Raw genomic sequence first — 13,647 nt, forward strand, 5'->3', positions numbered from 1 at the left:
AATCTCTTTTGAAGGTGAATTAAATCACGTTCACGGGATGGGGTATGCGGGAAATGATGGAGGCCTATATTTTGCTTCGCATACAGGTCCCAAGATTTATAGAGAAGAGGAGTGGTTTGCCATCTCCGATAACTTTTTCGATTATATGGGATTTAATGCCGTAGAAGAGGGTTTTTATACATCAGGACATCCGAGTGCGGATTCTGATATGCTGAATCCACTTGGGATTCAAAAAAGTACGGACGGAGGAAAGTCGTTAGAACACATTGCTTTTGAAGGTGAAACGGACTTTCACGCAATGGCTGTAGGCTATACGAGTCAAGATATCTTTCTGTTAAATCCAGAAGAGAATTCATTATTAAAGCCAGGTTTTTACAAGAGCAATGACAAAGGAGAGACATGGGAGGCCGTGAATGTGAATGGGTTAGAAGGTGAGGTTTCTGGACTTGCTCTTCATCCACAAGATTCTAGCTTGGTTGCGGCAGCTACTTCTACAGGGATATATGTGTCGGAAGACGGCGGGAAAAACTTTGGTCGTGTGACAGATGAAACTGATCAAGGAACAGCTGTTTTTTATAGTGAAGATTCCTTGTTTTATGCAAGTTACGGCACCAGCGCTTCATTGATTAAATATACAATTGAAAGCAAAAAAGAAGAAGTTGTCACTTTACCAGAACTTCCACAAGATAGTGTTGCTTTTATTTTTCAAAATCCAAATAATAGTAAAGAAATTGCGCTGTACACTTTAAAAGGGAAAGCTTTTCTCACAAAAGATAATGCGAAAACGTGGTTACCCTTGCTCAATGAAAGAAATGTTCAATAACAACGAAGCCAATTTTTAATTTCTTACCATGAAACTATTATATGAAAATAAACAGGGAGTCCGTTTTTTGTATAGAGTGAAAAAGATTTTAATTGAGTAAGGAGAGCTTGCTATGAGGTGTAAAGAGAAGAATTTCATTAAACGCTTAAAACAGCAAAAGGAAGAAACAATGGAATTTGTTATTGACGAACATATACTATGTCAAAGCCAGCGTCAATAAGGTTTTTCGACGTGTTGGTTTAGTCGAAGACTGTATTAGCAATGTATTTTTAGTCGTATGGTAAAATAGCCATTCGGAAAACCAGAAACCAGTAGCTGAAACTGAATTGCAAGAAAAAGTGTTAAAACGTGAAGAGAAGAATGAATTGCTGCGGGCTTTAAGCAAGCTTGGTAAAGTTGAAAGTATTGAACCAATGGAAGTAGTGGATATAGAAAAAATGAAGGTAAAAAAGCGGGTCATCGGAAATCAGCGAAGAAAATCAATCAACTCTATTTGGTGAAATGCGGGGGCTGCTGTACTCATCACGAGAACTAGTGTGGCGACACTTGACACCGCTTTTCCGGAAGTGGCAGCTCAAATTCCATTAGAGGCAAATGATTTTTCTCTTGAATTTTTGCTAAAAGACAAAAAAAAATTGCCGGATAAAAAACACTTGGCCATTGTAAGTTGCAAAGAAGGAATTCACTCCTTTAAAATGAGTTGCCGAATCTATGATCGTACAGGAATCTTAAGAGCTCAGCAGACCTTGGTAGAAACCATGCCAACTCTTTTTGAATATGCAAGGTTTTTAGGGAAACCGAGTTGGAATAATAACCAGGTATTGTAGATTAATACTGAAATTAGAAATGCTAAATAATTTATCCGTATTTGAAAAAGAGAAAGAGAGATAAACTCATGTTTCGTCACTAATAATCGACGCAATTAAGCGATGATTTACTGAATTCGAATGTAACTTAGTGTAAAGTAAGTTGCATTCAAATTCATGATTCTTTTCAGAAAAAGAAATTTCTATTATACTAAGAGAATCTAAGTTCATCGCCTCTTGTTTTATTTTCTTCGTCCGAAGAATTGAGCGAAGGCAGCTAATTCTAATAATGCAATGGAGGAAAATAAATAGCATGCTAAAAGATCAAGGTCTGCACACTTATTTATGCAATAATGCCGAACGATTAACTGAAGAGTGGTATGAGTCAGTAAATAAAACTCGAAAAGGGATGTATTCTTCTACCGACCCAGCTGTTATTCAACGATTTAAAAGTCAAAACTTAGCGTTCCATAAACAGTTTTGCGTCATCTTTGAACCAGGAAAAGAGGATGTGTCGGAGGAGTTTCAACAATTCATCCAAAGTCTTGCGGTCGATGAAGGCCATCAACAAACACCAATCGAAGAAATCATTGAAGAATTCTTCAGAACGCAAAAGCAGTATGCGGGATTGATTGAGGAATATGTTTTTGAATGTGTAGAAGATGTCACGATGCAACAACTGAATGCCTGGAATCAGGGAGTCGTGGATTCCATCCATTCTATTATTTTAGAGTTCACGAAACAGTATTCCGAAGCAGCTACCAGACGGTTATATGCTCAACAGGAAATGATTGTAGAAATGAGTGCACCTGTTATTTCCTTGACCCACAACATCGGATTTTTGCCTTTGGTAGGGGAAATTAGTACGTACCGAGCACAAACTATTTTTGAAAAAGCGTTGGCGCAGAGTATTGAGAAGCAATTGAAAAAGCTATTTATTGATTTGTCAGGAGTTCCAATCATCGATACCATGGTGGCTCATCAAATCTTTCAGGTTATCAGCGGATTGAAGATCATTGGGGTTGAAACGGCCTTGTCCGGAATCAGTCCACAAATTGCTCAGACAGCAATTCAATTAGGCTTAAACTTCTCAGACATCAAGGTATACAGTACACTGAAACAGGCTATGCAGACGGAAACTCTTAGTCTTTCCTAAGAAAGATGTTTCGCTTCATCTTTAATATGTAGCGGTTAACGTCGGTATAGCACTGGGATCCTACACTTGGTGGATATGTCGTAGCAAATGGCAGCCTCGTTTAGCTTTCATTGGTCGGTGCATTTTCCGCACTGATTGCCTCCACATTGGCATTTGCCAGCTATCAATTGGATCGGAAAGCTAGATTTTCAGGTTCTGAAGTATATGAAGGATCAAAGTGAAAAAGATATTGGACATCCTGTTAGTAGCAGGGTGTTTTTTTAGTTTTAATAAAGAAAAACCATTTAACAAATGAGGGATTATCGGCAGGAAAGAGACTTGATAGGAAGTCTTTTCTTTTTGTCCGTGTAAGTGTGCTTTTAAGAATGTTCACTCCAAAGATATAACCTTTACAAATGATGTTAAATTTGATAAATCGATTTTAAAAGTAATGGCAGTACTAAAAGTTTAGGGAAAGAGTAAAAAGCTATGTAAGTTGAAGAGTTAAGTACTTAACCGTCTTGCAGTTTATTACTTATTTCATTCTTATTGTAGAACTCCAGCTAACGATTTCAAGCTTTTCGAGTTTATAGAAACTACCAGTTTTGAACTATCCCTAACAATGATTTTGATGAAGAGGAAGAAGTCCTACAAAACATAACACATCATCAGTTAGACAATCATTAGCTAGAGGAGTTTTTTTACTTTTATGAGCAAAATAAAGAAACATGCGTTTAACAAAAACTACAAGTAGTTGTAGAATGGTTTTATTACTACTGGAAATTGGCAGATGAAGCTTCTTTGAGTTTGCCATCGTTTACTAAGCAAGTGACATCCAAAACCCCTAATCTTATGTATTTCAAATAGGCTGTGTGTCCTTTAAAGCCATTGACTTTTTTAGTCGATATCAATATAGGCTATTGTAAAAAAACTGAGTAAAAAGCCAAATGAGTGGAGAGAGTTCATCATGTTGTCAGTGGATGTCATATTTTCTTTCGACATACGCCATGCATTTAAGTAAATTTCGACAAAGAAAGAAGTTGAAAATGGAAAATAAAATACCAGAAGTTATATCGAAAATACAAACAACACAAGGAGCTCATGTCTTCTATCTGACAGAACAAACAGCTGCTTATATTAACAATGCACTTACGGTTCACTTTTTTGATAATTTTCATCTCTATTGGCAAAAAGGAGATTTTTTACCAAGTACCATTATTGACTATTTTCAGGAAACAGTTGACCACTTGCCTTCGGGAGGTCAATGCTACCGGACATGGGGTCATATTGAATGGGGGACTCAGCAAGGACTGGAAAAAGAACTTCTGTCGTACGAAAAGAAAATAAAACAACTAGTATCGAAACATCACTTAATTGCCGTATGCGCATATGACGCCTTTAGAGTGGAACAGCACTTGCAAGAAAAACTGGGTGTATGATCCACTTTTACTTCGACAATGACTAAATTTGGATCGATAAAATGCTTGCCGTAGGTACCATGCTCTAGTTGCAAATCTTCTTTACGGCACCTTAAATTAAAATCAAACGTAATATGGAGGTTTTCATCCTCTGTTCCGTGCATTGCATGACGATCGTAGCTGACAATCATTTTAGGAAATAGCTGATAATTGTTGATAAAGTAGTCGATTTCTTTTAGTACTTGTTGGTTCGATACATGAAATTGGCTTAAGTCACTTTGTTTACCTTTTCTTAAATAACGGTACGCTTCAGTAAGAGGTATCGTTAGGCGGCGTTTGTTGATAACGTTTTGATGTTTTTGTTTTACTTCAAAAAATGCAATTCCATCTAAATCTGTCTTCCATCTCCTTTTTTACTTTGATAATTGCTATTGCCTTTCAGTGTAATTGCTATTTCTGAGAATGCTGTGAGACAATCATTAAGATTTACTGAGAGAAGAACAAAGCTACATCATTGATGAAAATTAGTTGGGTTTTTTTACAGGAAAAATCAATTAGAAAGTGATCTTCCAAAAAAGTACTAATGAGAGTTGCTGTTTCACTTTTGAGCAAGGCTCGCACTATGGAACCCGTTGAACGAGAACTTTAAAAAGCAGGTGCTATTGTGGAAATTATTTTGTTTATTGTTATTATTGTAGGGGCTTCGACATTGCAGACGAGCACGGGATTTGGATTCTCGATAATAGCGACGCCTTTTCTTTTGCTGCTATTTAATGTTACTGATGCCATTCAAATCAATTTAATTCTTTCGCTCGTTATTTCAGGCGTGTTAATTTGGAACATTCACTCTGACATTGATATGGACCTCTTAAAAAGGCTGATTATAGGGAGCGTCTTTGGTATGCCAGTCGGAATTGTTATTTTTATGGTGATTGATTTGGTGAAATTAAAGTTCGTCATCAGTCTCATTATTTTATTGCTGACGGTGCTGTTGATTTTATCTTTCCGGATGAACCAAACAAATAGAAAAGACACATTTTTTGGTGGATTATCTGGAAGTTTGACGACAAGCATTGGTATGCCAGGACCACCCCTTTTGCTGTATTTTTCGGGAACGAACATACAAAAAGAGAAATTGCGGGGAACAACGCTCGCTTTTTATCTGTTTATCTATTCGATTAGTCTCTTACTGCAACTTTATTTTTCTGGTACAAACAAAACGGTTTGGATTTCAAGTGGCTTGGCCATACCATTTGTGTTCGCTGGGTTGTATTGGGGGCAGCTTTTGTTCAAGCGGATTGATCAACGTACATTTCGTTTTGTAACTTATGGAATTTTACTGTTTACAGGATTGTTTTTGCTGTTTGATAATTTAAAATAACAGATAAATAGTGTCATTAGTTTTTTTAGTGCGTCACCTTCGTTATACTGGAAATAGTATGACAAAAGGAGGCCATTTAATGAGTACCATTTCTCTTAAAAAGAAAACAGCCAGTATTGTCTTAGAAAAGAAAAAATTAACAGGTGTCGTAGCGAAAGTTGGTATTGTGCTCGACATTTCAGGCTCAATGCGAAAACTATATCGTGAAGGCGTTGTGCAGGAAGTGGTGGAACGAGTACTTGCTGTAGCAAGCCAATTTGATGATGATGGAGCTTTAGACGTATGGGTATATGACAATGAATTTTCGCGGTTGCCAGCAGCTACGGAAGAAATTTTCATGGGCTATGTAGAGAAGAATATTTTGTCTAATGACAAAATTCATAAATTTGGTCGGAATGATGAACCGCAAGTGATGGAAGACGTTATACGGAAATATACAAAAGAAGAACCGAGTGAAGAACCCATTTTCTTAGTCTTTATTAACGATGGTGGATGTAAGCCAGGAATCAAAAAATTCATTGTGGAATCTTCTGTCCAGCCAATTTTTTGGCAATTTGTCGGAATCGGTAACTCGAACTTTGATGTTTTGAGAAAGCTGGATACGATGGAAGGTCGTTTTGTAGACAATGCAAATTTTTTTCATGTTCCGGATATCGATCAAGTAACAGATGAAGAATTATACAACCAATTGCTAGATGAATTTCCGATGTGGTTAAAAGAAGCAAAAGAAAAGAAGATTTTACGTTAATCAAAATAAAAACGAAAAGCTCCTTAGGAAATCGACTGATTTCCTAAGGAGCTTTCTTTTACTTGAATAAGCATTGTTTATTTTTGCTCGAAATTTGCTTTAAAATTTTGCTTAACAGTGGGTTCAATATGGCGTTTGATAGCAGGACGTGTTAGTGAAAATACGGCACAGCCAAGAGCGATAACAACAATAACAGCGCCGACCCACGGCATACTTGAGACTGAGCCGGTTTGAGTCAAAGCGATTCCGCCGATTGCTGAACCAAGTGCAATGCCCACTTGAAGGGCAGAGTTATTAAAACTTTGCTGAACGTCAGAGGTTGCAGGATCGGTTTCAATTAAATAGCTTTGTTGAGCAGGTGCAAGAGTCCAGCTGAGCGCTGCCCAAATGATCATCACTGGCAAGAAGACAATCAATGAAAATGTGGTAAACGGCAGGATAAATAATACGACTGCAAACGCAGAGATTACCAGAATAATGCTCTTTTTCGAACCAATCGAATCAGATAATGCGCCGCCAATTGCACCACCGCTAACTGCTGCAATACCAAACAGCAAATAACAAATACTAACCCATGTCGAGCTTAGCTGTAAATTCGTTTCGAGATACGGCGTGAAATAAGCATAAACGGTATAATGTCCCGCTAGCATAAATAAGGTTGCAAGGTGGGCAGTGCCAATTTTTGCACTAGCGACTGCTTTTAACTGCTGTTTAATTGGAACCGCAGTGCCACCAGGAATTGGCTGGATGTAAAGTGCAATTAGCACCATTGAACCGATCGACAACAAAGCGATACCGAGGAAAATAAAACGCCATCCAAAAGCGTCTGAAATGAGAATCCCAAGCGGCACACCAAGGACCAGTGAAGAACTGATTCCCATGAAAATAAAGCCGATTGCTTTCGCGCGGTAAGGTGGCTCTACAAGTTTTGCAACGATGGTAAGAGACAAGACCACAATAAGTGCTGTACTCGCTGCAGTAATCACACGTGCAATCATCATCCACGTAAAGTCGGGACTAAAATAAGTCATAAGGTTGCCGAGAAAAAAGACAAACATGGAAATCAAGTAAACTTTTTTCCGTTCAAACTTGCTAGTAGCAACAAGTAAGACAGGACCAGCAATAGCAATAATCATGGCGAATACCGTGATTAGCTGTCCAGCAGTTGCCAAAGATACGTCAAATTCTTCAGCAATTGTTGGCAAAATCCCCCCAACAATTAGTTCGACAAGTCCAACAGCAACGGTGGACAAGGCTAAAATATACACTTTTAAATTCATTTTCGTACGCTTCCTTTCTTGAGTACATTAATCAAACTTCCAAAGATTTTTATAAGAAAACATAAAAAAATCCTAATTACAAAAAACGAACAAGTCGTTTTCTGTAATCAGGATTTTTCGGCTCCTGGTAGAGACCCCTAAGCCATACCCTTAAGGTTATACAGATGCATATAATAAGTACGTTAAAATATTACTACAGTTTAGAAGTTTCTGCAAGTATGCTAATCAAAAGCTCAAAATCTATAATGAAAATAATTGTTCAACTATATATGTTGAACTAATAAACCTATAGGAGTCGATATTCCGCAAAACAGCTCGCTTGCCGGGGACTCGCGCTGAAATCCAAGGCGTCTTCGCTATTTGCTCCATCTCTTCAGAGACACTTCCCAGCAAAGGCTTGTCCCTAGCGTCGAAGCGGCATATTTATTGGATTCTTTAATTCAACAAATATAATTTATAATTACATTCTCCAAATGGGCACTATGTGCTATTATATGTAAGATATTCCAATTTGAAAGGAAGTATACGATGAATCAGACAAGTATTCAGTCAAACAGAGAAACCGCGTATTTTATTATTAGTTTAGTTTTTAGCATTGTTATTTACGCACTAGCAGCTGTATCGATTATCGGTATTGCCATTGCCTTAACCATTTTTATCATTTTACTTTTCACAAACGCAATTATGCTTGGTTCGATTCGCGGTAATGGTGTCCGGATTCATGAGCGGCAGTTTCCAGACGTTTACGAGCGTGTCCAAGTTTTAGCGAAACAAATGGAACTGAAAAAAGTGCCGGATGTTTTTGTCATTCAATCGGAAGGAGCACTTAATGCTTTCGCAACTCGTTTCTTCGGTCGCGACATGGTCGTTTTGTATTCTGAAGTGTTTGAACTGGCACGTGAGCAGGGGCAAGAAGAGCTAGACTTTATCATTGCTCACGAACTGGCTCATATTAAACGCCGCCATGTTTGGAAAAACTTATTGATTTTACCAGCTGGATTTATTCCGTTTTTAGGCGAAGCGTACAGCCGGTCTTGTGAATACACGTGTGATCGCCACGCTGCGTTTACAATTCAAAACGCGTCAGCTGCAAAACGTGCATTAACGCTTCTTGGAATTGGCAAAAAGACATATGTAGAAGTAAACGAAGACGCTTATTGTGAACAAATCGCTACAGAATCAAACGCTGTTGTGTGGTTAAGTGAAGTGTTATCGACGCATCCTCGCTTACCAAAACGTATTCAGGCTATCAGCCAATTTGATAATAAGGATGCCAAGTTTTACGAGCCTGCTCACGGCAAAATCGTTGTGGGTGCCATAGCAATACTAGGTGTGCTCGGTGCTGCTTACTTGCTGACGGTTGCTCTTTTTGCAGGAAGCGCATTTGCATTTTCACAGTTCTTACCGGATTTTGAGGATGCTCTTTATGAAGAGGATTACGCAGTAGAAGGCCAAACCGCTTTAATGTCTGCTGTTTCGATGGGTGACCTTCCAGCAGTTGAAGAAGCAATTGCAAACGGTGAAGAGTTGAATGCAAAGGATTCTGAAGGAGCAGATGCCTTGATGTACGCCACTTATTCTGGAGATTTGGCGATGATGGCGTATTTATTAGATGCCGGAGCAGATGCCAATACGGCCGATGACTACTCAACAGCACTTGGAACAGCTGTGATCTATGGTGAAAATGAAAGCGCATTGCTGTTAATGGAAAACGGAGCAGATCCTGCATTGCCTGGACCGGACGGCTTGAATGCAATCGATCATTCGGGGCTGAGAGTAGAGCAGAGTTTTTGGAGATGTTGGAAGAAGGAAATTGATCTTACTTGATCTTCAATGATTACTTGAATAGTGTCGTTTCTTAACCTACATCCCAATTAATAAAGAAACCAAAAGAGTGGAAAATCTCTTGGTTTCTTTATTTTTTTATGTAGAATGAACTTGTGATACACGTAAACGTTATTAGAAGGGGAGAAAGTTTTGATCATCATGCCTATAGAGAAAACTGCAAAGCACCAGTAATACGATCGGTTTTTTAAGTATGCAATAATTGTTCCTCAAAAATGATTCGGTGCTTTTAGATCAATTATTCTTTACGAAATACCCAAGCACGCTGAGCCACAAAGCCAACGATAAAGAGAATGGCATCCACACCGACTTTCAAAATCATTTCTCCACGTCCGAGCCACTCGGCATAAAGCAAATGAACTGAACCGGCAGAAGTTAGCATGATAAACGCAGCCAGTATATAATAACGAACAAGCGACTTGCTGGATCCTTGTTTAAAGACTTTATTGCGGTTGACGTAATAATTAAACAATGAAGACAAAATGCGTGCCGCAATGGTTGCTAAAATAATGAACAGCTCTGGAGCTGGATCTTTAAGCAGTTGGATAAATACCCAATAAAGTCCGATGTCCAGTGCAAAAGATGCTCCTCCCGACAACCCATAAAAGATAAATACTTTATAAATATGGTAGGAATCTCTCAACGGGTGGAAATGGGAGGTTTGGTTGTCATCCAAATAGATGGTGTCAATTGTCACTTCTCCTACACCCATCTTATTTTTTCCTAAATACGCCAACACATTCATTTCATATTCAAATCGCTCACCGATTACCGTAAGCATTTGGGGGAGATACTTAACCGGAATGCCTCTTAATCCGGTCTGCGTGTCAGAGAGGACAACGCCGGTTGAAAGTCTAAACAGCAACCGCGTAAAGCGATTGCCAAATCGACTTCTAAGTGGAATGTTTTTTCCAGTGAAGTCTCGAACACCAAGCACAACTTGATCAGGTGTCTTGAGTAAATGTTGCGCTAATTTCACCATGTCATTAGCTGAATGCTGACCATCTGCATCCGCTGTGATGACGGCTTTAAATGGAAGTTTGTTTGTGAGTATGTAGTGAAACGCGGTTTTTAAAGCGCGCCCTTTTCCTTGGTTAACGGCATGGCTCACTACCGTTATTTCTTTATGTAATTCCAGTGACTTAAATATAGTCGAATATTCTTTGCCGCTACCATCATCAACAACGATAATGTTTTGGAAACCAGCTTCGATTATTTGTTGGACTACATTCAAGCATTTTTGATCTGGTTTATATGCTGGAATAATAATAGCGAATTGTTCCACATAGGGCCTCCTTTCTGTTTTTGCTAGCTCGTGAAGTTTGTCATCAAGCGATTAACTAAATGCTTTGACAGTAGAGTCTTCATTATAAGAATACCCTCGTGTCATTGACTTCACACAGTATTTAAAAAGTTAGTAAAAATTTTATCTGAATGTTAAAAAGTGATTAGTAAAAAAAGAGGAACTTTAATAATATCTAAGAAGTAGAGCCTTATTTTTAAAGGTAAAATCAATAAGAGTGTTGAATGACTTTTAAAAAATTAAGTCATCAAACTACAGTTTTCCAAATAGCGGTAAGTTACAAGTATGTTCAGTAAAAAGGAGAGCAATATCCATGTCAATCGCCAACTATGCTAAGTTCCAGCAATACAAAAAAAGGATTCAATCGATTCCACCATCATATACAAAAGAAGAACTAATTAACGAAGAATTTCTACTAGCAAGAGACGACAAGAAAAAGTTAGAGATTTATTATGCGCCTTTTGAGTATGTGAATAAAGATGCGAAAATTGTGATTGTGGGCATCACACCTGGATTTCATCAAATGAAAAAATCGTTTTCAACGGTAATAGGTGCAGTCGAGACAGAACACGATGATGAAGAAATTCTTCGGCAAGTGAAAAACAACTCTAGTTTTGAAGGACCTATGCGAAAAAATTTAGTAAAGATGTTAGATGAGTTGGAGTTGAATGAGTATTTGGGGTTGTGTTCTAGTTTAGAGTTATTCGAGGAAGCTAGCCACTTGGTACATACAACATCCGTAATTGCTTATCCGGTATTCTATAATGGCAAAAATTACAGCGGCTCAACTCCGAATTTAGTGAAAAACAAGCTGTTGAAAAAATACATGACAGAGAATTTTGCAGAAGAATTAAAGGATTTAAGTGAATCTTTGATTATTCCTTTAGGTGTAAACGTTTCGAATGCCTTGAATTATTTAGTAGAGCAACGAGTGATTTCAAGCGCGCAAATTCTTGTAGGTTTTCCACACCCTTCAGGAGGTAACGGACACCGCCATAAGCAATTTGCAGACAATAAAGACGCGATGAAAAATAAACTGAAAGATCATTTTGCGAAAGTGAAATTCATCAACTAATTTAACGAAAAGGAGATGTCCGCATGCCACTAGAAATCGTACGAAATGATATTACGAAGATGACGACGGATGCTGTTGTCAATGCCGCCAACACCCATTTAAAAAGGGGTGGCGGTGTGTGTGGTGCTGTATTTAATGCGGCAGGAGCTCAGGCGTTACAAAAGGCATGCGACCAGATTGGTTATTGCGCTGTGGGAAGAGCGGTGCATACAAATGCTTTTGCACTGGATGCCAAATACATTATCCATACGGTTGGACCTGTTTGGCAAGGGGGTAGCCACAACGAAGAAGTATTGCTTCGAGATTGTTATACAAGTTCACTTGAACTTGCTCACGAGCTTGGCTGTGAGTCGATTTCTTTTCCGCTCATTTCCACTGGAATATTTGGCTATCCAAAAGAACTGGCTTTGCAGATTGCTGTTTCTGCAATTGATAAATTTTTAAAGACGCATGAAATGCATGTGTCTGTTGTGGTGTTCGACAACCAATCTTTCGGAATTAGTAAAAAACTTTATCAATCAATTGCGGCTTTTATGGATGATAATGAAGTAAGTGCACTGGAGAAGAAGGATGCTCGCTATCGCAAGAAAACTAGTTCAGAAACTGCGTTGTCTAGTGTAGAAGAAGAAGTGAAAATTGAATCCAATTTAAAGGATATTTTTAAAGATATGAATGAATCTTTTTCACAACGACTACTCCGATTTATTGACGAAAAAGAAATGACAGATACCGAAACCTATAAAAAAGCGAATATTGATCGCAAGCTGTTTTCCAAGATTCGGAACAATACAGACTACACCCCTTTAAAAAAGACCATTATCGCTTTTGCGATAGCTCTTGAACTGGATCTAGCTGAAACAGAGGATTTGCTTGAAACAGCAGGGTATCGATTATCGCGTAGCCATAAATTTGATTTAATCATTTTGTATTTTATTAAACAGAAAAATTATAACATTCATGAAATCAACGAAGCGTTGTTCGCGTTTGATCAAATGCTTCTAGGTGCGTGAAATGTCGCTTTAAAAGCGACCCATTCGATTGTTGAAAATCATATCCTTAAGTTGTAAAGAAAACTTGAGGAGGAATAGATAATGAAAAAAAAAACGACAGAATTGGTGTTTATTCTCGATAAAAGTGGTTCAATGGCTGGACTAGAGCAGGATACCATTGGTGGCTTTAACGCATTGATCGAAAAGCAGCGGAAGCTTTCGGGCGACGTCCGTGTCACAACTGTATTGTTCAATCAAGGCTACGAACTCTTGCATGACAGAATTTCGCTAAAAAGTGTTTCTCCACTAGCTGAAAAAGACTACCAAGTAGGAGGAATGACGGCGCTATTGGATGCAATCGGTTCGACAATACAGAAAACGAGCAATGTGCAAAAAAGCACGATGCAAGAACATCGAGCAGATAAAGTGATGATTGTGATTACGACAGATGGCTTAGAAAATGCCAGTTGTGAATATACGTATAAAAAAATCCATGAACTGATTGCGATGCAGAAAAAACAAGCTCACTGGGAATTTATCTTTCTTGGTGCGAATATTGACGCAGTCGCGACTGCAAAACAATTCGGAGTAGGAGAAGATTTTGCAGTTAACTACCATGCGGATGCAATGGGAACTCAGTTGAACTATGACGTATTGAGTGAAGCCATTACTTCTTTTAGAACTGGTAAAAAAATTGATCGTAGCTGGAAAAAAGACATCGAGAAAGATTTTATCACTCGTTTGAAAAAATAATACGAAAAACAAGAGCTCGCTGGCTTATTGCCAACGAGTTTTTTCGTTCAGCGAGAGTAATTGTTAGCAGTTTCTCTATGAGTTCGAAAGA

14 protein-coding genes and 1 riboswitch are annotated in these 13,647 nt (G+C 38.3%); of the genes, 11 read left to right on the forward strand and 3 right to left on the reverse strand.

Translation table 11 applies throughout. The features are described 5' to 3' along the window. Positions 1–37: 37 nt before the first annotated feature. From I858_RS07555 to I858_RS07570, 5 genes are all read left to right on the forward strand, one after another. A complete protein-coding gene (locus tag I858_RS07555) occupies positions 38–823 on the forward strand; it encodes a F510_1955 family glycosylhydrolase (protein ID WP_083553679.1) in 786 nt (261 codons plus the stop codon). 326 nt (positions 824–1,149) lie between these two features. Further along, entirely contained in the window at positions 1,150–1,323 is a 174-nt protein-coding gene (locus tag I858_RS16950; protein ID WP_157886488.1) for a hypothetical protein, read from the forward strand. 66 nt (positions 1,324–1,389) lie between these two features. Further along, complete coding sequence (locus I858_RS07560; protein WP_162273620.1) at positions 1,390–1,650, forward strand: hypothetical protein; 261 nt, start codon at positions 1,390–1,392, stop codon at positions 1,648–1,650. 292 nt (positions 1,651–1,942) lie between these two features. Further along, the gene (locus I858_RS07565) at positions 1,943–2,785 is read left to right on the forward strand and encodes an STAS domain-containing protein (protein ID WP_065524111.1); all 843 of its coding nucleotides are present in this window, start codon (positions 1,943–1,945) and stop codon (positions 2,783–2,785) included. A gap of 1,025 nt (positions 2,786–3,810) precedes the next feature. After that, positions 3,811–4,203, forward strand: coding sequence for an MEDS domain-containing protein (locus tag I858_RS07570; protein WP_065524110.1), 393 nt, complete (start codon positions 3,811–3,813; stop codon positions 4,201–4,203). Here the strand turns inward: I858_RS07570 and I858_RS16795 are convergent. After that, positions 4,131–4,565, reverse strand: coding sequence for a VTC domain-containing protein (locus tag I858_RS16795; RefSeq protein ID WP_083553681.1), 435 nt, complete (start codon positions 4,563–4,565; stop codon positions 4,131–4,133). The two genes, I858_RS07570 and I858_RS16795, sit on opposite strands and share 73 nt — an antisense overlap. 281 nt (positions 4,566–4,846) lie before the next feature. On the opposite strand from I858_RS16795, the gene I858_RS07580 reads away from it, so the two are divergent. Continuing rightward, positions 4,847–5,563, forward strand: coding sequence for a sulfite exporter TauE/SafE family protein (locus I858_RS07580; protein ID WP_065524109.1), 717 nt, complete (start codon positions 4,847–4,849; stop codon positions 5,561–5,563). 79 nt (positions 5,564–5,642) lie between these two features. Beyond that, positions 5,643–6,311 (forward strand): vWA domain-containing protein, encoded by a 669-nt coding sequence (locus I858_RS07585; RefSeq protein ID WP_065524108.1) that lies wholly within the window; start codon positions 5,643–5,645, stop codon positions 6,309–6,311. 77 nt (positions 6,312–6,388) lie between these two features. Here the strand turns inward: I858_RS07585 and I858_RS07590 are convergent, their stop codons facing one another. Then, positions 6,389–7,591: an MFS transporter gene (locus tag I858_RS07590; RefSeq protein WP_065524107.1), complete on the reverse strand. Its 1,203-nt coding sequence runs from the start codon at positions 7,589–7,591 to the stop codon at positions 6,389–6,391. An 84-nt stretch (positions 7,592–7,675) separates the two neighbouring features. Next, positions 7,676–7,775: riboswitch (purine riboswitch) on the reverse strand. 344 nt (positions 7,776–8,119) lie between these two features. On the opposite strand from I858_RS07590, the gene I858_RS07595 reads away from it, so the two are divergent. Next, on the forward strand, positions 8,120–9,418 hold the full coding sequence (locus I858_RS07595; protein WP_065524106.1) for a M48 family metallopeptidase: 1,299 nt from the start codon (positions 8,120–8,122) through the stop codon (positions 9,416–9,418). Between the two features lie 256 nt (positions 9,419–9,674). On the opposite strand, the gene I858_RS07600 is transcribed toward I858_RS07595, so the two are convergent. Further along, on the reverse strand, positions 9,675–10,721 hold the full coding sequence (locus I858_RS07600; RefSeq protein ID WP_065524105.1) for a bifunctional glycosyltransferase family 2/GtrA family protein: 1,047 nt from the start codon (positions 10,719–10,721) through the stop codon (positions 9,675–9,677). Between the two features lie 331 nt (positions 10,722–11,052). On the opposite strand from I858_RS07600, the gene I858_RS07605 reads away from it, so the two are divergent. The 3 genes from I858_RS07605 (at position 11,053) to I858_RS07615 (ending at position 13,556) form a co-directional block, all read left to right on the forward strand. Beyond that, a complete protein-coding gene (locus I858_RS07605) occupies positions 11,053–11,814 on the forward strand; it encodes a uracil-DNA glycosylase family protein (RefSeq protein ID WP_065524104.1) in 762 nt (253 codons plus the stop codon). Positions 11,815–11,837: 23 nt separating this feature from the next. Continuing rightward, complete coding sequence (locus tag I858_RS07610; protein WP_065524103.1) at positions 11,838–12,824, forward strand: macro domain-containing protein; 987 nt, start codon at positions 11,838–11,840, stop codon at positions 12,822–12,824. Between the two features lie 81 nt (positions 12,825–12,905). Then, complete coding sequence (locus tag I858_RS07615; protein ID WP_065524102.1) at positions 12,906–13,556, forward strand: vWA domain-containing protein; 651 nt, start codon at positions 12,906–12,908, stop codon at positions 13,554–13,556. Positions 13,557–13,647 lie beyond the last annotated feature (91 nt).

It is taken from the genome of Planococcus versutus, from assembly GCF_001186155.3.
Taxonomy (GTDB): Bacteria; Bacillota; Bacilli; order Bacillales_A; family Planococcaceae; genus Planococcus; species Planococcus versutus.